An 18,229-nucleotide genomic window follows, 5' to 3' on the forward strand; every position below is an offset into this window, starting at 1 on the left:
CTGGACTGATGTGGGAGGGGTTCGATCGTGACGCAGATCGCCAGTGGCAAGGGTGCCGCCTGGCCGGGGGTTGCCCTGCCGGTCCGGGTGCACGACCTGCTGCTCGGACTCGCGGGCAGGCTCGACGACGACGCGCTCGCCGACGCCAGGGAACTGCTGGCCTCGGCCGAGGTGGACCGGTCGCTGGACCTGGTCGCGGGCTGCCTGGCGGCGGGACCGGTCGCGGTCAGCCGGGCTGAGCACGACGAACTGCAGGAGCTCTTCCTCGCCGCGCACGCCGACCCGGCCGTCGTCGAGCGGCTGACCATCGCCGAGCCGGACCTGGTCACCCGGCACCGCTTCGCCACCGGTTCGGTGGCGGGCGTCAGCCCCGAGGACGGCGTCGCCGAGGCGGCCAACCGGGTCCTCGACGTGCTGCCCGACATCCGCGCGGTGTGGGCGGTCTGGCGGCTCACCCCCGCCGGACCGGCCACCGGCCCGGTGCCGCACCGGGTGGTGCTCGTGGGGGTCGGCCCGCAGGGCTCCGCGCCCGCCACGGCCTACCGGGTGGAGCACGCCCTGCGCCGCGCGGGCATCACCGCCTCGGTCGAGGTGCTGCGCGACGGCGCCGAGCCGACCGACTACCACCGGACGGCGATGCGCTACGCCAACGAGGTCGGCACCGCCCGCACCAACGTGGTCGCCGCCCCGGCCGCGTCGGAGCAGGCGCCCCGGGTGGAGCGCCGCGAACCCGAGCTGACCGCGCCGACCCTCCCGTCGCCGCCGTCGATCACCCCGCCGAAGATCTCCTCGGCACCGGACCCGGAGCCCACCCCGTGGAACTCCGAGGAGCCCAAGGGCGAGGCGAAGTCTGCCGCGGCGGCCACGGACGAGTCGCTCAACGACCAGGAACTCGACCTGCTGCGCCAGCTCCAGGAGGAGCTGGCCCGCCGCGAGCAGACCGACCCGGCCCAGCCCGCCGCCTGGCAGGGCGACCTGGGCACCAGCACCCCGTTCGACTGGTCCGAGGCGAACAGCTCGACCATGGTCAACGGGATCCCGTTGCAGCCGCCGGACAACCGCTGACCCGGCACCGCCCCGTCAACGACCCTCGACGACCCGCAGCACGGCGTCGAGGGTCTGTTGCACCCGCACCCCCCGGTGCACGTCGAGCGGGTGCTCGGTCCGCCCGTCGCGCACCAGGGCGGTGAAGTCGTCCAGCAGCGCCGAGTAGCACTCCGGGGCGGGCGTCGCCCGTCCCGGCAGCTCCAGGTACCCGGCGTCGCCGTAGACCGCCACGTCGGTGACGGTCGGGCGCATCGGCAGCCGCATCGACAGGCTGGCGGTGCTGCTCGCCCCACCCTCGTGCCGCAGCACCAGGTGCCACAGGTCGGGTCCGGTGCGGTGCGCCGACAGCACCTCGACGACCGGTCCGAGCGCCGCGTCGAGGAGGTCGAGCAGGTGCGGCCCGACGTCGGCCAGGGCACCGCCGTCCTGCCGCCAGGCCGACTCCGAGTACGCCCCGCCCAGCAGCGCGCCGGACAGCCAGCGCGCACTGGCACCGGCCCACGAGCCGCCCGCTCGCACCTGCTCCAGCCACGCCTTGGTCTCCGGCGCGAACCGCCGGATGAACACGACCAGTGACGCCACCCCGGCCGCGTCCACCGCGTGCGCGACCGCCTTGGCCGATTGCAGGGAATCGGCCACCGGCTTCTCCATCAGGACGTGCCTGCCCGCCTCGGCCGCGCGGATCGCCAGCTCGCCCTGCACCGCGGGCGGAACCGCGAACGCCACCGCGTCCACCCCGCTGATCAGCTCGTCCACGTCCCCGACCGCGGCGGCGCCCAGTGCGCCCGCCAGCTCGGCTGCCGCCTCCGGCCGCCTCGCCCACACCCCCGCCAGCTCGGTGCCGGGGTGCGCGGCGAGCCCCGGCCCGTGCACGGCCCGGGCCCACGGGCCCGCCCCCACCAGTCCCACTCGCAGCACGTCGTCGCTCATACCGGCCATCCTCCGTGACCGCTGTCCACGAGCGACACCCGGCCATGACCTGGTTCGCACCAGGGGGTGCGTGGCGGTCCGGCCGGGTTAGGGTCGAGGGGTGCCGGAACTGCCCGAGGAACTCGTCCTGCCCGCCGGTCTCGTACCGGACGAGGCGCCGGACCCGCCCGCCGCGCCCAGGGACGCCGCGACCGTGATGCTGGTGCGGGACACCGACGGGCCGATCGAGGTGTTCCTGCTGCGCCGGGTCGTGGGGATGGCCTTCGCGGGCGGGATGACGGTGTTCCCCGGCGGTGGTGTGGACGAGCGGGACCTGGACGCCTCCGTGGCCTGGCACGGGCCCGACGCCGCGTGGTGGGCCGAGCGGTTCGGGTGTTCGGAATCACTGGCGCGGGCCCTGGTGTGCGCGGCGGTGCGGGAGACGTTCGAGGAGTCGGGGGTGCTGCTCGCCGGCCCCGACGCCGGGAGCGTCGTCTCGGACACGACGCCGTACCACGCGGCCCGGCAGGAGTTGGTCGACAAGGAGTACTCGTTCGCCTCGTTCCTGGCGGCGCACGGCCTGGTGCTGCGGGCGGACCTGTTGCGGCCGTGGGCGAACTGGGTGACCCCGGCCGAGGAACCGCGGCGGTACGACACCCGGTTCTTCCTCGCCGCGATGCCGGAGGGGCAACTCGCCGACGGCGCCACGACCGAGGCCGACGACGCCGGGTGGCAGCGGCCCGCGGAGGCGATCGAGGACTGGAAGCGCGGGGCGCGCGGGTTGATGCCGCCCACCTGGATGGCGTTGGCCGAGCTGGATTCCTGCGCCGGTGTCGCCGCGGCGATGGCGACCCCGCGGACCGTCGAGAAGATCATCCCGAAGGTGGTCCGGGACGGCACCGCCCTGCGGGTCGTCCTCCCCGGGGACACCGGGTACGGGGACGCGGCGAACCACCTCGATGCGCGCCGGGACGACAGGCTGGAGCCGCGGTGAGCCACCCGGCGTACGGGGTCCGGCGGTCGGTCACGCCGTTCGCTTCCGTCGTGCTGGAGGACAACCCCGGACCGATGACCCTGGACGGGACCAACACCTGGCTGCTGCGCGCGCCGGGCGCCCCCGGGTGCGTCGTGGTCGACCCGGGTGAGGAGGACGTCCCCCACCTGGAGCGCGTGCTCGCCGCCGCCGATCCGGTCGAGGCGATCCTGATCACGCACCACCACGGTGACCACGTGGGCGGTGCGGAGTGGTTGGCGCGGCGGGCCGACGCGCCGGTGCGGGCCTTCGACCCCGCACTGTGCCGGGGTGCGGGGCCGTTGCGGGACGGCGAGGTGTTGGCGCACGCGGGGTTGTCCTTCGAGGTGCTGCACACGCCCGGGCACACCGGCGACTCGGTGTGCTTCGCGCTGGAGCACGACGGGGTGTCGGCGGTGCTGACGGGGGACACGGTGCTGGGGCGCGGCACCACCGTGATCATCCCGCCGGACGGGAAGTTGGGCGAGTACCTGGACTCGTTGCGGGAGTTGGCCGGGCGCAACGGGTGGGTCCTGCCGGGGCACGGGCCGGAGTTGGCGGACCTCGCCGCGGTCGCCGGGCAGTACCTGGCGCACCGGGAGGGGCGGTTGGAGCAGATCCGGGCCGCCCTGGGGGTTCTGGGTGCGGGGGCTTCGGCTCGGGAGGTGGTGGAGGTCGTCTACGCCGATGTCGACCGGGGGCTGTGGGGTGCTGCCGAGCTGTCGGTCATGGCTCAACTGGAGTACCTGCGGGGGTAGTTCCCAGGCCCGTTTGTGGCTGCTCGGTTCGAGCGCCCGGCGCCCATGCGGGCCTGGTGGGGCGGATCTCTGTGGAGTTGTCAAGCAACACGGGGACTCGGGGTGAGGGCGGTCAGGGCTGGGGCGGGCGGATGGGGACGAGGATGTACTTGATGTTCACCTCCCCCGGGTCCACGGCGGTGAGGACGGTGGCCCGCATCCCGGGCTGGATGGCCAGGTGGACCTCGCCGCCGGTGAAGGGGCGTAAGGCGTCCACGAGGTAGCGGGCCTGGTAGCTGGGGCTGGTGCGGCCGTCGTGGGTGGTGGCCTTGAGGGTTTCCTCCGCCTCGCCCGACTGCTGGTTGGCGCTGCGGAGGCGGAGGTGGGAATCACCCACTTCCAGGTGCACCACCCCTCGGGTGTCGGCGTAGAGGGAGGTTCGGCGGACGGCGGCGAGGAGGGCGTCGGCGTCCACTTCCACCCTGGTGTCCACCTTGGACAACACCACGTTGCTCTCGTTGACGAAGGTGCCGTCGAGGACGGCCGTGGTCGCCGTCGAGCGGCGCCAGGACAGCGAGAACGTGTTGTGGGCCGACCGGAGGGTCACCTCGTGCTCGCCCGCCACCTGCTTCCCCACCTCCGCGAGCAGGGTGGCGGGGACCAGGGCGTCGACTGGGTCTCCCTGGGCGGTCCAGGGGATGGTGGCGATGGCCATCCGGTAGCGGTCGGTCGCGCGGAGGACCAGCCGGTCGCCCTCGCTCTGCACGCGGACACCCGTGAAGATGGGCAGGGCGTCGTCGCGCGAGGCGGTTCCGGCCACTGTGGACAGTGCGGTGGCCAGGTGGGTGCCGGAGACGGTTCCGTCGGCGGTGTCCTGCCGCGGTGGGGTTCCCGGGTGCAGGTCGACGTCCAGCAGGGGGAGGGCGAAGCGCGCGCCCTCGGTGCGGATGGCGAGCCGGGCCCCCTCGACCACCAGGCGGATCTGCGGGGCGGTGAGGGCGCGCAGGGTCTCCGCCAGAGGTTTGGCCGGGACGAGTGCCCGGCCCTCCGCGTGCACGAGGGCCGGGCACTCGACCCTGGCGGAGCGTTCGCGGTCGCTCGCCTCCAGGACCACGCCCTCCGCGGTGGCGGTGAGGACCACCCCGCCGAGGACGGGGTCCAGCAGTTTGCCGGGGACCAGGCGGACCAGGTCGGCCGCCGCGGCGGCGAGGTGGTCTGTGGTGACGGTGAGATCCATGGCGCTGAAGGTAGCGACGGCCACCGACAAGCGCGAAAAGTTGTCCACAGGCCCCTCGCGGCCCGCTGCCCGACCGGATCAGGTGAGGGCGGGAACGCGCTCCTCCGCCCGGTCGGCGGCGTCCTGGACGGTCGAGCGGCGCAGGTAGACGACCACGGCGAACAGCAGGCCGACCACGCACGCGGCGACGTAGGCCGCCCACACCCCGACGTGCTCCACCAACTGGCCGGACACCGACTGGCCGAAGGCGAGGCCCAGGGTGACCGCGGTGATCACCCAGCCGAACGCCTCGGTGGCGCTGCTCTGCGGGGCCACCAGCTCGATCGCCGCCGAGTGGGCGGTCGCCTGCGGGGTGACCAGCATCCCCGCGACCAGCAGGACGACGGCCAGGCTGACCAGGGAGGTGGGGATGGCCAGCAGTGCGACCAGGACCGAGAAGCCCGCCAGCAGCGCGGGCAGCCGCAGGCTCATCGGGCGCGGCCACGGGCGGACGCCGTAGAACACGCCGAACGCGACCGAGCTGATCGACCACAGGCCCAGCAGCAGCCCGCCCGCCGGGGCGTTGCCGGTGGCGGTGGCGGCGGCCGGGACGGCGACCTCCACGAAGCCGATGGTGACGCCGAAGCCCATCGCGGCCAGGGCCACCGTGCGCAGGCCCGGGCTGGCGAGCGCGCCGAGCAGGCCGCCCCTGGCCGCGTTCGGGGCGGGGCGGACGCGGCGGATGGTCGGGGTCAGTGCGAAGCCGTAGGCGCCGACGACCATGCAGGCCGCGCCCGCGACCACGCCGGTGCCCGCCCACGGGGCGGCGATCAGCACGCCGGACAGGGCCGGGCCGAGGATGAAGAAGACCTCCATGCTGATGGCCTCGTAGGCGAGGGCGGCGTCGCGCACCGGGCCCGCGGGCACCAGCCGGGTCCACATGGCCCGCGAGGCCGCGCCGATCATCGGTTCGGTGATGCCCACGCCGAAGCCGAAGGCGACCAGGACCGGGGTGGACGCGCCGTTCTCCACCGCGAGCACCGAGGCGGTGACCACGAGGGCGAACAGGGTGGCGGTGACGAGCAGCGGCAGGGTCGGGCCGACCCGGTCCATGATCCGGCCCTGCGCCACCGAGCCGATCGCCACGCCGACCAGCGCCGCCGCCGAGACCAGGCCCGCGCTGGCGAACGACCCGGTGGCGTCCTGGACGTAGAACAGCATGGCCAGGCCGATCATGGCCACCGGCAGGCGCCCGAGCAGGGAGGTCAGCACGGGGCCGCGGGCACCCGGGGCGGTCAGGGCAGCGCGGTAGTCGGACAGGCCGGTGGAATGGGACATGCGTACCAGTATGCACACTCTGGTACGGCCGTACCAATAATTTTCCGGTGGTCTCGGACACCGTCGGTATGTGAGGTCTCGATCCTGTAACGGTATGTCGGGTTTCGGGAGGAACCGGGCAACCGAACCCGCAGAAGGTGAGTCCTTGAGGGTGAAAACCCTTGAGCAGGGGGTGGGGGTCCGTGCGACGCTTGCCCGACACGAACTCCCTCCGGTGAAGAGGTTCGGGGCCTGGGCCGGAGGGCGGGGAGCGTGGGCTGTCGGGGGATGGTCCGCGCACAGCGAAGGGCCGGTGCGCCGCGTCGGGGGCGGCGCCCGGCCCTTCGTCACGTCCGGAGACGGGAAAGGGGCCGCGGTCGGTGACCGCGGCCCCTTTCCGTGCTCATGCGCTCAACGCGCGCGTCGGGCGAGCCGCTCCGGGTCGAGGATCAGCACGCTCTTGCCCTCGAGCCGCAGCCAACCGCGGTGCGCGAAGTCGGCCAGCGCCTTGTTCACGGTCTCGCGGGAGGCGCCCACGTACTGCGCGATCTCCTCCTGCGTCAGGTCGTGGGTGACCCGCAGCAGGCCCGCCTCCTGGCTGCCGAAGCGCTGCGCGAGCTGCAGCAGCGCCTTGGCGACCCGGCCGGGCACGTCCGTGAAGATCAGGTCGGCCAGCATCCCGTTCGTCCGGCGCAGCCTCCTGGCGATCACCCGCAGCAGTTGCTCGGCGATCTCCGGTCGGTTGGCGATCCACTGCCGCAGCGCCGGTCGGTCCATCGTCACCGCGCGGACCTCGGTGACCGTCGTCGCGGTCGAGGTGCGCGGACCCGGGTCGAAGATCGACAACTCGCCGAACATGTCCGACGGGCCGAAGATCCCCAGTAGGTTCTCCCTGCCGTCGGGCGACTTGCGGCCGAGCTTCACCTTGCCGGACTGGATGATGTACAGCCGGTCACCGGGCTCGCCCTCCGCGAAGATCACATGCCCACGGGGGAACTCCACCGACTCGAGTGTCTGTGCGAGCGCTTCGGCCGCGGCCGGCTCGACCCCTTGGAAGATGCCCGCGCGGGCCAGGGTCTCATCCACCTCGGTCCTCCTGTTTCCACCCGGCGGCCACGAGGCTGCGCCGCCGATCACTAACAGACAGTGTAGGGGGTGACCCCAGTTCCTCTGGAAGCCGCGCCGACCGTCCGGTAACAAACCTCCGGCGCAGGTCACCGCCCCAACCGCTCGACCTTAGCGCCCTACCCCCGACCCCGGCGACCGCGCAGCTTCGCGGCCCGGCCGCCGAGCCTGCGCAGCCGGAACAACTCCAGGGCCCGGCCGATGCCGTGGCCGTAGAGCGCGCGCACCTCGTCCGGGCGGGCCTGCTCCAGGAATTCCTCCACGTCGGTCTCCTGGACGGCGACGTGGCGCAGGCGGGCCTCGACCCGCTCCATGAACAGGGCGAAGAACATGATCACCAGCGGTACCGCGAACACGAACCAGACAGCCATGGGTCGTAGATCCTCAGGTCGTCGTCCATCCGGAACCCGGGGCTCCCCGGTCCGGTCAAGGGGGTGGTCGTCTCAGAAGACGTCCGGTGCACATCTCGGGTTGTCCGACGGCCCGTAGGCTATCGAGGTGCCTCCCACCACCCGACGACCGCCCCGCGCAGCAGCTCCGGTGGACGGCGGACCGGGGATCTCCCTCACCCGCCGTGCCCGCCGGATGGTGCGCGCGCTGGCCGAGGGCTACCCGGACGCCCACTGCGAACTCGACTTCACCAACCCGCTGGAGCTGGCGGTGGCGACCATCCTGTCCGCCCAGTGCACGGACAAGAAGGTCAACGAGACCACCCCGGCCCTGTTCGCGCGGTACCGCACCGCCGCCGACTACGCGGGCGCCGAGCGCACCGAACTCGAAGAGATGATCCGGGCCACGGGCTTCTACCGGAACAAGACCAGCTCCCTGATGGGCCTCGGCGCCGCGCTCGTGGAGAAGTTCGACGGCGAGGTGCCTGCCACGCTCGACGAGCTGGTCACGCTCCCCGGCATCGGCCGCAAGACCGCCAACGTCATCCTCGGCAACGCCTTCGACGTCCCCGGCATCACCGTCGACACCCACTTCGGCAGGCTGGTCCGCCGGTGGGGGTGGACGGAGGAGGAGGACCCGGTCAAGGTCGAGCACGCGATCGGCCCGCTGATCCCGCGCAAGGACTGGACGATGGCCTCGCACTGGATCATCTTCCACGGCAGGCGGGTCTGCCACGCCCGCAAGCCCGCCTGCGGCGCCTGCTTCCTGGCCCCGGAGTGCCCGTCGTTCGGCGAGGGGCCCACCGAGCCGGACAAGGCCGCCAAGCTGGTCAAGGGCGTGGAGGCCGAGCACCTGCTGGCGCTGGCCGAGCGGGTCCGCGAGGGCTACCGGCCGGGGAAGTCGACCGGGTGAGCACCCGGTTGCGGTGGGTGCTGGTCGCGGTGGTCCTGCTGGTCGCCGGGGCGGTCGCGGTGTGGCCGAGGAGCGACGACCCGGCCCCGGCGTCCGCTCCCGCACCGGACCTGACCGGACCCAGGAAGGCCGCCGCCCTCGCCCCCTGCACCGCGACCGGGCCCGGTCCGGAGGTGTTGCGGTCGGTGACCGCGACCTGCCTGGCCACCGGGGAGCCGGTCGGCGCGGGCAACGCGCTCGGGGGCCGGGACGTCCTGGTCAACGTGTGGGCCACCTGGTGCCAGCCGTGCCGCGAGGAGCTGCCGGTGCTGGCCGAGTACGCCACCGCGGCGGACGCGGTCGACGTGGTCGGCCTGGCCGTGCAGAGCCCGGAGGCCGACGCGCTGTCCCTGCTGACCACCCTCGGCGTGCGCCTCCCGAACCTGTTCGACGGCGGCGGTGCGGTCGCGAAGGCGCTCAAGGTGCCCGACGCCCTGCCCGCCTCCTATCTCATCTCCGCCGACGGCGCGGTCACCTTCGTGACCCAGCCCCGGGTGTTCCGGACGGTGGACGACGTGCGCGCCGCGGTGGCGCGCCTGCGCGGAGGGACCCGATGACGCACGGACCGCTGGTGGACCCGGCCACGCTGCCCGAGTGGATCAGACCGCTCGTCGCGGCGACCGCCGACCTGGACGCGGACCTGTGGCGCCGGTTCTCCGAGCCCACCGGCCGGGTCCGCGACGCCGCGGTCCTGATCCTGCTCGGCGAGGACCCCGAACACGGTCCCGACCTGCTGTTCCAGCTTCGCGCCGACACCGGGGGCAGCCACTCCGGGCAGGTCGCCTTCCCCGGTGGCTCGGCCGAGCCCGAGGACGGCGGCCCGGTGGCGACGGCGCTGCGCGAGGCCGTCGAGGAGACCGGGCTGGACCCGTCCGGCGTGGTCCCGGTGGCGCTGCTGCCGCCGCTGTTCGTGCCGGTGTCGGGCTTCCACGTGACCCCGGTGCTGGGCTGGTGGCGGACGCCGAGCCCGGTCGGTCCGGTCGACCCGGCGGAGTCGCAGGCGGTGGCCAGGGTGCCGGTCGCGCACCTGGTCGACCCGGCGAACCGGTTCCGGGTCGGTCACCCGTCCGGGTTCACCGGGCCCGCGTTCGCCGCGCCGGGGATGCTGGTCTGGGGCTTCACGGCGGGGCTGCTGACCATGGTGCTGGCCACCGCGGGGTGGGAGCGGCCGTGGGACACCTCGGACGTGCGCGACCTCGACGCGGCGTGGCGCTCGGTCGGGTCCGCGGGCTCGGTCGGGTCCGCGGACGTCGGCGCGGAGGTCTGAGCGTGAACTGGGTGGACGTGCTCGTCGTCGCGCTGGCGGTGCTGGCGGCCGTCTCGGGGGCGCGGCAGGGGGTGATCACGGCGCTGCCCGCGTTCGTCGGGGTGCTGCTCGGCGCGGTCGCCGGGATCAAGGTCGCCCCGCTGGTGGTGTCCCGGATCGACTCCACGCCGACCAGGGTGGCGTTCGCGGTGGCGATCTTCGTGCTGCTGGTGGCCCTGGGTGAGACGTTCGGCGTGTGGATCGGGCGGACCATCCGCCAGAAGATCAATTCGCCGAGGCTGGCCGGGGTGGACAGCGCGCTGGGCGCGGTCGTGCAGGGCGCCGTCGTGTTCGTGGTGGCCTGGCTGATCGCGCTGCCGCTGACCTCGGTGGGCGGCCTGCCCGGTCTGGTCTCGGCGATCAACAACTCGACGATCCTGGGCGGGGTCGACACGGTGATGCCGCAGGCCGCGCGCGGTCTGCCCGACGAGCTGCGCGAGCTGCTCGACGTCTCCGGCTTCCCGGCCGCGGTCGACCCGTTCAACCGCACCCCGAACAAGGAGGTCGACCCGCCGGACCCGGCGCTGCAGGCCAGTGAGGTCGTGCGACGGGTCGAGGGCAGCGTGCTGAAGATCAACGCCCGGGCGCCGTCGTGCGAGCGGGCGCTGGAGGGCAGCGGCTTCGTGGTTTCGCCGCAGCGGGTGATGACCAACGCGCACGTCGTCGCGGGCACCGACGAGGTGACCGTGGAGTCCGGCGGCCGGTCGCTGCGGGCGCGGGTGGTGCTCTACGACCCGGAGACCGACGTCGCGGTGCTGTCGGTGCCCGGGTTGACCGCCGAACCGCTGCCGTTCGCCCCGGGCGACGCGGTGGGCGGTCAGGAGGGGATCGTGCTGGGCTACCCGCTCGACGGCCCGTACACCGCCGCGCCCGCCCGGATCCGGGACCGGATCCCGCTGCGCGGCCCGGACATCTACGACGCGGCCACGGTCAACCGGGACGTCTTCACGCTGCGGGCCAAGGTGCTCAGCGGCAACTCCGGTGGTCCGCTGGTCGACACCAAGGGGCAGGTCATCGGGTTGGTGTTCGGCGCGGCCGTCGACAACTCCGAGACCGGGTTCGCGCTGACCGCGGCCGAGGTGCGCGACGAGCTGGGCCGGGCGCCGTCGCTGACCCAGCCGGTCGGCACCGGGCGCTGCGCTTCCTGACCGGGGGCGGGCCCGGGGGTTCCGGGCCCGCTCCCGGTCACGGGTGGAGGCGGTTGAGGTCGCGGGGGAACAGGGTCGTCTCCCGGACGTTGCGCAGGCCGAGCAAGCGGGCCGCCCAGCGCTCCAGCCCGATGGCGAAACCACCGTGCGGCGGCATCCCGTGGGCGAAGGCGTCCAGGTAGCCCCGGTAGGGCTCCGGGTCCTGCCCGCGCGCGGAGAGCGCGGTCAGGTAGTCGGAGTACCGGTGCAGCCGCTGACCCCCTGTCACCAGCTCCACACCCCGGAAGAGCAGGTCGAAGCTGTTGGAGTACTCGGGCCGTTCAGGGTCGGGGTGTGTGTAGAAGGGCCTCTTGGCCATCGGGTACCCGGTGACGTAGAGGAAGTCCGAGCCGTGGGTGCGTGAAGCCCAGTCGGACAGCCACCGCTCGTGCGCGGGCGCGAGGTCGGGTTCGCCGCGCGGGTCCTCGCCGGTGTGCCGGGCCAGCAGCTCCTGCGCCTCGGTGAAGTGGACCACCGGGATCTCCGCCGGGACCCCGGGCAGCTCCACCCCCAGCAGACCCAGCGCGTCGGCCGCCCGGTCGGCCACGGCGGCCAGCATGCCCGCCACGGTGTCGCGCAGCACGGCCATGACGTCGCGGTGGTCGGCGACGAACCCCAGCTCGGCGTCGAGGCTGGTGTACTGCGCCAGGTGCCGGGTGGTGTCGTGCGGCTCGGCCCGGAACACCGGTCCGACCTCGTAGACCCGTTCGAACACGCCCACCAGGACCTGCTTGAACAGTTGCGGTGACTGCGCCAGGAAGGCCCGCCCGCCGAAGTAGTCGAGGCCGAAGACGTTCGCGCCGGACTCGGTCGCCGACCCGACGATCTTGGGGGTGTGCACCTCGGTGAAGCCCGCGCCGTCCAGCGCCGAGCGGAACCCGGCGGTGCTCGCCGAGGTCACCGCGAACCGGGCCCGCAGCCTCGGGTGGCGCAGCGCGACGGCCGCGTTGTCGAGGACCACCGGCAGCGTCGCGCCGAGCACCGGGCGGTAGAGGTCGAACGGCGGCGCGGTCGCGTGCTCGGACAGCGCCGCGACCACCGCGTCGGTGATCTCGACGCCGCCGGGGGCCTGCGGGTTGGCCGTCGCCAGCCCGCTCACCCGCACCACCGTCTCCTCGGGCGGGAGGTCGGCCGCGGCGGGCAGCACGACCTGGGCCAGCCCGGTGCGGTCGCGCAGCACCAGGAAGGACACCGATTTCAGGGCTCGTCGCCGGTGGACCCAACCGGCAACCGACACGGGTCGGCCGACCCGCGTCGGCAGCTCGGCGGCCAGGGTACGAGAGATCATCACCACTCCTCGTGGACATGGGGTGATCCCTTGGGAGTGCGGGCGAGAAGGGAACTCGCGGTGCCACCGCACTTTCACCGCCGCACGGGGCGACAGCCTCGCGGGCCCGGTCACGGGGGCGAACCGGCGGGGCATGGGGCGGGCCACCGACTGCGGCCGCCGTTCCTCCCCGCACTCGGGAGGGTCTTCACCGGGGGCGCGGGGTCGCCTTCTCAGCTACCGGCGGCTCTCTGGGCCCGCGTGGTCCCCGGTTACTCGTCTCCGTCTACGCGTTGCGCAGCAGAGTAGGCGCGGGGAGGGGCCCGGCGCTCGTCAATTTCCCGCCGTCAATTTCCCGCCGTCAATTTCCCGCCGTCAGTTTCCGCGGAGGAACATCGTCAGCAGGGCGTTGGTGGTCTCCGGGTCTTCCTCGTGCGGGAAGTGCCCGGTCCCCGGGATGTCGTGGCGGATGTGCGTGCGCACCCACGGCGCGGAGGCCTCCCGGGAACGCGGGAGCACGCACGGGTCCTCGGCGCCGTAGAGCTGCTGGGCGGGGACGTCGACGATCCGGGAGAGGGCCTCGGTGAAGCGCCGCCCCTCGCTGCGCAGCTGGGACCGGGCCGCCCAGCGGTAGTACTCCAGCGAGCAGTGGGCCGTGCCCTGCACGAGCATCGCGTCGCGGCAGCGGCTGACCGACTCGACGAAGTCCGGGGTGCGCTGCCAGTCCGGGCCCGCCCAGCGGCGGATGAGGGTCTCGACCACCGCGGCGCGGTCGCGGGTCAGCCAGCGCTCGGGGAACACCGGCACCTGCGCGCGGAACACGTGGCCCAGCGCGCGGGCCTGGTTGCGCGACCTGCGGCGCAGCGCGGTGCGGCGGATCTGCCCGCGCAGGGCCAGCGGGTGCGGGGCGGAGACGGTGCTGATGGAGCGGACGACCCGCGGGTGCAGGGTGCCGACGGTCCAGGCGAGCAGACCGCCCCAGCCGTGGCCGACCAGGTGCGCGCGGGTCTCCCCGAGCGCCCCGACCAGCCCGGCCACGTCGCCCGCCAGCGTCCAGGCGTCGTAGCCGCGCGGCGGTTTGTCCGAGTCGCCGTAGCCGCGCAGGTCGACCGCCACGGCGCGGAACCCGGCGTCGCCCAGGGCAGTGAGCTGGTGCCGCCAGGTCCACCAGAACTCGGCGAACCCGTGCAGCAGCAGGACCAGCGGACCCTCACCGGTCTCCGCGACGTGCACGCGGATGCCGTTGGCGTAGACGTCGCGGTGCGCCCACGGCCCGTCGACGCGGACGGTCGACGGATCCGGTGCGGCCGACACTGGGCGCGTCAGTCGGAGCGCTCGCCGCGCCGCGACAGCACGGCGGCGTTGTCCCTCATGGTGTCGATCGTGCGCTTCGGCGCCCGGATCGCCTTGACCTTGCGGTAGCCGAGGAACCCGAACAGGCCCGCGAACAGCAGCATCGCGGCGAACACGATGCCGAACGCCGCCGAGCGCACCAGGCCGATGTCGGCCAGCAGCTCCGCGAGGGCGAAGAACAGGAAGAACGAGCTGTAGAGCAGGATCACCAGGGCGATGATGAAGAAGATCGACCCGCGCAGACCCTTCTTGATCTCGCCGGTGACCTCCGACTTCGCCAGCTCGACCTCGGCTCTCACCAACGTCGACAGGTGGGTGGTCGCGTCCTTGACCAACGTCCCGATGGACTGGTCGGACGCGGCCGCCAGGGCCAGGTCGTCGGCGAGGGGGATCGAGGGGACGGGCGGCAATCCCGAGCCGTCGCGGTCCCCGCCTGCGTTTCCGTGCGCGCTGGTCACCTGCGACATGGTGCCATGCCGACCCCCGGCTTACCGGGCGGGCGGGCTCCCGCGTGTTTCTTGTGCCGGGTGATCAACCCGGCCGGTGCGCCTTGCTCCCGCGGATCAGCGGTGCGGCGGCCACCGCCGAGACCGGCGGCACACCGGGCGCGGGGGTGCCGGGGACCTGCCGGTTCCGCCCGGCCCGGCCGACCCGCCGCGGGACCGGTGCCCGAAGATTGGCGGGTGGACACCGAACGGCCGATGGGCCTGTGGCACGCGCTGGCGCTGATGTTCCGGGTGCCGCGGCGCGGCCGCGGGTTCTGGTACAGCTTCGCGATCGACCTGATCTGGCCGCTGCTGGCGCTCTCGGCCCGGCTCCGCTTCCGCGGCACCCTGCCCCGGACCGGCCCCGTGCTGCTGGCCTCGAACCACCTCTCCTACGCCGACCCGGTCACCGTGACCGCGTACGCGCTGACCCGCGGGCGCATCCCGCGCTACCTGGCCCGCGCGGACCTCTGGCAGATGCCGGTCGTCGGGAGGGTGCTCGACGGCGGTGGGCACATCCCCGTCGAGCGCGGCACGGTCCGCGCGCGGGACGCCTACCGCAACGCGGTGGACGCCGCCCGGCGCGGCGAGTGCGTGATCTTCTTCCCGGAGGCGGGCTTCTCCGACAACGCCGACAACTGGCCGTCGGAGCGGGTGAAGAACGGGGTCGCCAGGGTGGCGCTGGAGACCGGGGTACCCGTGGTGCCGGTGGTCAACTGGGGCACCCACGACCTGCTGCCGTCCACGGCGTGGTTCCCCCGGCTGCTCCCGCGCAGGACCGTCGACATCGTCGCGGGCGAGCCGGTGGACCTCTCCGACCTGACGTCCGTCGACCGCGAGACCCTCGACGAGGCCACCAAGCGGATCATGCACGCGATCACCGAGCTGCTCGCCGACCTGCGCGGCGAGCAGCCCCCGGGCGACAGCAGGCCCTCCGGCGCCGCCTAGCCGACGGTGACGCCGAAGGCCAGGCCGACGCCGTAGGTCACGGCCATCGCCAGGCAGCCCACGGCGACGTTGCGGGCGACCGCGGGCCGCTTCCGGGCGCCGCCGAGCCGCGCGGAGACGGCGCCGGTCACCACCAGGCCGAGCACCACGGCCGCGGCGCAGGCCCAGACCCGGGCGCCCACCGGGGGCAGCGTGATGGCCAGCAGCGGCAGCAGCGCGCCGACCGAGAACGACAGCAGCGACACCCACGCGGCGGTCCACGGGTTGGTCAGGTCGTCCGGGTCGATCTGGAGTTCGGCCTCGGCGTGCGCGCGCAGGGCGTCCTTCTCCGACAGCTCGTGCGCCACCTGCCGGGCCAATTCGGGGGACAGCCCCTTGTCCTGGTAGATGTCGGCGAGTTCGCGTTCCTCGGCTTCCGGCATCGTCGCCAGTTCCCGCTCCTCCTTGCGCAGGGCGGCCTTTTCCGTGTCGAGCTGGGTGCTCACCGAGACGTATTCCCCGCCCGCCATGGAAAGGGCGCCCGCGACCAGCCCGGCCAATCCGGCGAGCAGAATCGTGGTCCGGTCCGCGGTGGCCCCGGCCACGCCGACGACCAGACCCGCGGTGGACACGATGCCGTCGTTGGCGCCGAGAACCCCGGCGCGGAGCCAGTTCAGCCTGCTGTTGAGCCCGTCGGCGTGCGGCTCGACGCCGTGTCCGGGGGCCTGCTCGTCCATCTGCGTCACGGTCGAATCGTGGCACACCGGGAATGGTCCGGCCGGGTAAGTTCGACCACGTCAGGATAGGCAAAGCTGAATTGGCGGAGCCTGTCCTGAAAATGCGAGTGGCCCCCGAACGGGTGTTCCGGGGGCCACTCGCACTCGGTCAGTCCTCGGAACTCGCGCTGCTCTTGAGGCCCGACGAGATCAGGTCCATCACGGTGCTGTCGGCCAGCGTCGTGGTGTCGCCCACCTCGCGGTTCTCGGCCACGTCGCGCAGCAACCGCCGCATGATCTTGCCGCTGCGGGTCTTCGGCAGCTCGTTGACCACCAGGATCTGCCGCGGCTTGGCGATCGGGCCGATCTCCGCCGCCACGTGGTCGCGCAGCGTCTTCACTGTGGAGGCGTCGGCGGTCGCGCTGCCGCGCAGGATGACGAACGCCACGATGCCCTGGCCGGTGGTCGCGTCGGTGGCGCCGACGACCGCGGCCTCGGCGACCGTCGGGTGCGACACCAGCGCGGACTCCACCTCGGTGGTGGAGATGCGGTGGCCGGACACGTTCATCACGTCGTCCACCCGGCCCAGCAGCCACACGTCGCCGTCGGCGTCGTACTTCGCGCCGTCGCCCGCGAAGTAGAAGCCCTGCTCGGCGTAGCGCGACCAGTAGGTGTCGCGGAAGCGCTCCTCGTCACCCCAGATGCCGCGCAGCATCGACGGCCACGGCTGGTCCAGCACCAGGTAGCCGCCCGAGCCGTGCGGCACCTCCGCGCCCGCCTCGTCGACGACCTTCGCGCTGATGCCCGGCAGCGGCCGCTGCGCCGACCCCGGCTTGGTGGCCGTGACACCGGGCAGCGGGCTGATCATGATGGCGCCGGTCTCGGTCTGCCACCAGGTGTCGACGATCGGCGTCGACCCGGCGCCGATGGTCTCCCGGTACCAGATCCACGCCTCCGGGTTGATCGGCTCGCCCACCGACCCGAGCACGCGCAGCGACGTCAGGTCGTACCGGCCCGGGATCTCCGCGCCCCACTTCATGAACGTGCGGATGAGGGTGGGTGCGGTGTAGTAGATGGTGACCTTGTGCTGCTGGATGATCTCCCAGTGGCGCCCCTCGTGCGGGGTGTTCGGGGTGCCCTCGTAGACCACCTGCGTCGCGCCGTTGGCCAGTGGTCCGTAGACGATGTAGGTGTGCCCGGTGATCCAGCCGATGTCGGCGGTGCACCAGTAGACGTCCTCCTCCGGCTTGAGGTCGAAGACCGCGTGGTGGGTGTAGGCGGCCTGCGTCAGGTACCCGCCGGAGGTGTGCTGGATCCCCTTGGGCCTGCCGGTGGTGCCGGAGGTGTAGAGGATGAACAGCGGGTGCTCGGCGTCAAATGCCTCCGCCTCGTGCACGTCGGGCTGCCCGCCGACCAGCTCGTCCCACCACAGGTCCCGGCCCTCGGTCCACCGCACGTCGGTGCCGGTGCGGCGCACCACGACCACGTGCTCGATGGACGGGGTGTGCGCGGTCGCCTCGTCGGTGTTGTCCTTCATCGGCGCGGGCTTGCCCCGGCGGTACTGCCCGTCGGAGGTGATCAGCACCCGGGCCTGGGCGTCGTCGATGCGCGAGCGCAGCGCGGCGGAGGAGAAGCCGCCGAAGACCACCGAGTGCACCAGGCCCAGCCGCGCGCAGGCCAGCATGGCGAAGATGGCCTCGGGGAGCATCGGCATCTGGATGGCCACCCGGTCGCCCGCGACCAGCCCGAGCGAGGTCAGCGCGTTGGCGGTCCGGCAGACCTCGCGGGTGAGTTCGGCGTAGGTGATCGTGCGGGAGTCACCCGGCTCGCCGGCCCAGTGGATGGCGACGCGCTCGCCGTGCCCCGCCTCGACGTGACGATCGGCACAGTTCACCGCGACGTTGAGCCTGCCGCCGACGAACCACTTGGCGAACGGGGCGTTCGTCCAATCGAGTACCTGGGACCACTCGGTTTCCCAGGAAAGTCGGGACGCCTGCTCGGCCCAGAACGCTTCCCGGTCCGCGTCGGCCTCGGCGTAGGCCGATTCGCCCACGTTCGCCGTCTCCGTGAACGCCGCGCTGGGCGGGAAGACCCGGCTCTCGGTGGACAGGTTGTCCAGCGCTGGGCCTTGACCGGACTGCTCGGTCATGGACGAGACCTCCTCGGTGGTATCCGGCATCGGTGGCGGGCGCGGGCCGGTCGTCGGTACCGAATCTAGTGGGATGCGGCGCGGTCCGACAGTCCACGAATGGATAGGTGTAGACCAATACGGCCCAATGTCGGA

General features: G+C 73.1%; 18 protein-coding genes. 8 read left to right on the forward strand and 10 right to left on the reverse strand.

Annotated elements, in window-relative coordinates; translation table 11 throughout:
• Positions 1 to 27: 27 nt before the first annotated feature.
• Positions 28 to 1,065 (forward strand): hypothetical protein, encoded by a 1,038-nt coding sequence (locus L6E12_RS02755; protein ID WP_236226276.1) that lies wholly within the window; start codon positions 28 to 30, stop codon positions 1,063 to 1,065.
• A 15-nt stretch (positions 1,066 to 1,080) separates the two neighbouring features.
• Here the strand turns inward: L6E12_RS02755 and L6E12_RS02760 are convergent, their stop codons facing one another.
• Complete coding sequence (locus L6E12_RS02760) at positions 1,081 to 1,977, reverse strand: Gfo/Idh/MocA family protein (RefSeq protein ID WP_236226277.1); 897 nt, start codon at positions 1,975 to 1,977, stop codon at positions 1,081 to 1,083.
• Positions 1,978 to 2,086: 109 nt separating this feature from the next.
• Between L6E12_RS02760 and L6E12_RS02765 the strand changes: the two genes are divergently transcribed.
• On the forward strand, positions 2,087 to 2,950 hold the full coding sequence (locus tag L6E12_RS02765; RefSeq protein WP_374201828.1) for an NUDIX hydrolase: 864 nt from the start codon (positions 2,087 to 2,089) through the stop codon (positions 2,948 to 2,950).
• A complete protein-coding gene (locus tag L6E12_RS02770; RefSeq protein WP_236226278.1) occupies positions 2,947 to 3,726 on the forward strand; it encodes an MBL fold metallo-hydrolase in 780 nt (259 codons plus the stop codon). Before L6E12_RS02765 ends, L6E12_RS02770 begins: the two co-directional genes overlap by 4 nt.
• A 112-nt stretch (positions 3,727 to 3,838) precedes the next feature.
• Here L6E12_RS02770 and dnaN read toward each other — a convergent pair whose 3' ends face one another.
• The 4 genes from dnaN to L6E12_RS02790 form a co-directional block, all read right to left on the reverse strand.
• Complete coding sequence (dnaN, locus tag L6E12_RS02775) at positions 3,839 to 4,942, reverse strand: DNA polymerase III subunit beta (protein ID WP_236226279.1); 1,104 nt, start codon at positions 4,940 to 4,942, stop codon at positions 3,839 to 3,841.
• 78 nt (positions 4,943 to 5,020) lie between these two features.
• Positions 5,021 to 6,259, reverse strand: a complete 1,239-nt coding sequence (locus L6E12_RS02780; RefSeq protein ID WP_236226280.1) for an MFS transporter — start codon at positions 6,257 to 6,259, stop codon at positions 5,021 to 5,023.
• 390 nt (positions 6,260 to 6,649) lie between these two features.
• Complete coding sequence (locus L6E12_RS02785; protein WP_035287224.1) at positions 6,650 to 7,324, reverse strand: Crp/Fnr family transcriptional regulator; 675 nt, start codon at positions 7,322 to 7,324, stop codon at positions 6,650 to 6,652.
• Positions 7,325 to 7,482: 158 nt separating this feature from the next.
• The gene (locus L6E12_RS02790; RefSeq protein ID WP_035287227.1) at positions 7,483 to 7,734 is read right to left on the reverse strand and encodes a hypothetical protein; all 252 of its coding nucleotides are present in this window, start codon (positions 7,732 to 7,734) and stop codon (positions 7,483 to 7,485) included.
• A 214-nt stretch (positions 7,735 to 7,948) separates the two neighbouring features.
• Here L6E12_RS02790 and nth point away from each other — a divergent pair, with 214 nt between their 5' ends.
• Genes nth through L6E12_RS02810 form a run of 4 tightly spaced genes read left to right on the forward strand, consistent with a single transcriptional unit; the run spans position 7,949 to position 11,158 of the window.
• On the forward strand, positions 7,949 to 8,665 hold the full coding sequence (gene nth / locus L6E12_RS02795; protein ID WP_236226308.1) for an endonuclease III: 717 nt from the start codon (positions 7,949 to 7,951) through the stop codon (positions 8,663 to 8,665).
• Positions 8,662 to 9,261 (forward strand): TlpA disulfide reductase family protein, encoded by a 600-nt coding sequence (locus tag L6E12_RS02800; RefSeq protein ID WP_236226281.1) that lies wholly within the window; start codon positions 8,662 to 8,664, stop codon positions 9,259 to 9,261. Before nth ends, L6E12_RS02800 begins: the two co-directional genes overlap by 4 nt.
• Positions 9,258 to 9,971 carry a CoA pyrophosphatase gene (locus tag L6E12_RS02805; RefSeq protein WP_236226282.1) on the forward strand — a complete coding sequence of 238 codons (714 nt, stop codon included), beginning with the start codon at positions 9,258 to 9,260 and terminating at the stop codon, positions 9,969 to 9,971. Before L6E12_RS02800 ends, L6E12_RS02805 begins: the two co-directional genes overlap by 4 nt.
• Before the next feature lie 2 nt (positions 9,972 to 9,973).
• Positions 9,974 to 11,158, forward strand: a complete 1,185-nt coding sequence (locus L6E12_RS02810; RefSeq protein WP_236226283.1) for a MarP family serine protease — start codon at positions 9,974 to 9,976, stop codon at positions 11,156 to 11,158.
• A gap of 37 nt (positions 11,159 to 11,195) precedes the next feature.
• Here the strand turns inward: L6E12_RS02810 and aspS are convergent, their stop codons facing one another.
• From aspS to L6E12_RS02825, 3 genes are all read right to left on the reverse strand, one after another.
• Entirely contained in the window at positions 11,196 to 12,485 is a 1,290-nt protein-coding gene (gene aspS, locus L6E12_RS02815; protein ID WP_236226284.1) for an aspartate--tRNA(Asn) ligase, read from the reverse strand.
• 354 nt (positions 12,486 to 12,839) lie between these two features.
• Positions 12,840 to 13,778 carry an alpha/beta fold hydrolase gene (locus tag L6E12_RS02820; protein ID WP_236226285.1) on the reverse strand — a complete coding sequence of 313 codons (939 nt, stop codon included), beginning with the start codon at positions 13,776 to 13,778 and terminating at the stop codon, positions 12,840 to 12,842.
• Between the two features lie 8 nt (positions 13,779 to 13,786).
• Positions 13,787 to 14,284, reverse strand: coding sequence for a phage holin family protein (locus L6E12_RS02825; RefSeq protein WP_236226286.1), 498 nt, complete (start codon positions 14,282 to 14,284; stop codon positions 13,787 to 13,789).
• 234 nt (positions 14,285 to 14,518) lie between these two features.
• On the opposite strand from L6E12_RS02825, the gene L6E12_RS02830 reads away from it, so the two are divergent.
• On the forward strand, positions 14,519 to 15,250 hold the full coding sequence (locus L6E12_RS02830; RefSeq protein WP_236226309.1) for a 1-acyl-sn-glycerol-3-phosphate acyltransferase: 732 nt from the start codon (positions 14,519 to 14,521) through the stop codon (positions 15,248 to 15,250).
• On the opposite strand, the gene L6E12_RS02835 is transcribed toward L6E12_RS02830, so the two are convergent.
• Together L6E12_RS02835 and acs are read right to left on the reverse strand one after the other, a co-directional pair.
• Positions 15,247 to 15,966, reverse strand: a complete 720-nt coding sequence (locus tag L6E12_RS02835; protein ID WP_236226310.1) for a VIT family protein — start codon at positions 15,964 to 15,966, stop codon at positions 15,247 to 15,249. The genes L6E12_RS02830 and L6E12_RS02835 overlap by 4 nt on opposite strands.
• Before the next feature lie 148 nt (positions 15,967 to 16,114).
• On the reverse strand, positions 16,115 to 18,094 hold the full coding sequence (gene acs, locus L6E12_RS02840) for an acetate--CoA ligase (protein ID WP_236226287.1): 1,980 nt from the start codon (positions 18,092 to 18,094) through the stop codon (positions 16,115 to 16,117).
• Positions 18,095 to 18,229: the final 135 nt, after the last annotated feature.

Origin of the sequence: Actinokineospora sp. PR83 (assembly GCF_021056305.1) — a bacterium.
Classification (GTDB): Bacteria; Actinomycetota; Actinomycetes; order Mycobacteriales; family Pseudonocardiaceae; genus Actinokineospora; species Actinokineospora spheciospongiae.

Excerpts from the sequence above, each read along its gene's own strand:
- nth (WP_236226308.1), top strand. The coding sequence starts at position 7,949 with ATGGTGCGCGCGCTGGCCGAGGGCTACCCGGACGCCCACTGCGAACTC.
- L6E12_RS02760 (WP_236226277.1), bottom strand. The coding sequence starts at position 1,977 with ATGAGCGACGACGTGCTGCGAGTGGGACTGGTGGGGGCGGGCCCGTGG.
- L6E12_RS02805 (WP_236226282.1), top strand. The coding sequence starts at position 9,258 with ATGACGCACGGACCGCTGGTGGACCCGGCCACGCTGCCCGAGTGGATC.
- L6E12_RS02780 (WP_236226280.1), bottom strand. The coding sequence starts at position 6,259 with ATGTCCCATTCCACCGGCCTGTCCGACTACCGCGCTGCCCTGACCGCC.
- acs (WP_236226287.1), bottom strand. The coding sequence starts at position 18,094 with ATGACCGAGCAGTCCGGTCAAGGCCCAGCGCTGGACAACCTGTCCACC.
- dnaN (WP_236226279.1), bottom strand. The coding sequence starts at position 4,942 with ATGGATCTCACCGTCACCACAGACCACCTCGCCGCCGCGGCGGCCGAC.
- L6E12_RS02835 (WP_236226310.1), bottom strand. The coding sequence starts at position 15,966 with ATGGACGAGCAGGCCCCCGGACACGGCGTCGAGCCGCACGCCGACGGG.
- L6E12_RS02830 (WP_236226309.1), top strand. The coding sequence starts at position 14,519 with ATGGGCCTGTGGCACGCGCTGGCGCTGATGTTCCGGGTGCCGCGGCGC.
- aspS (WP_236226284.1), bottom strand. The coding sequence starts at position 12,485 with ATGATCTCTCGTACCCTGGCCGCCGAGCTGCCGACGCGGGTCGGCCGA.
- L6E12_RS02790 (WP_035287227.1), bottom strand. The coding sequence starts at position 7,734 with ATGGCTGTCTGGTTCGTGTTCGCGGTACCGCTGGTGATCATGTTCTTC.
- L6E12_RS02825 (WP_236226286.1), bottom strand. The coding sequence starts at position 14,284 with ATGTCGCAGGTGACCAGCGCGCACGGAAACGCAGGCGGGGACCGCGAC.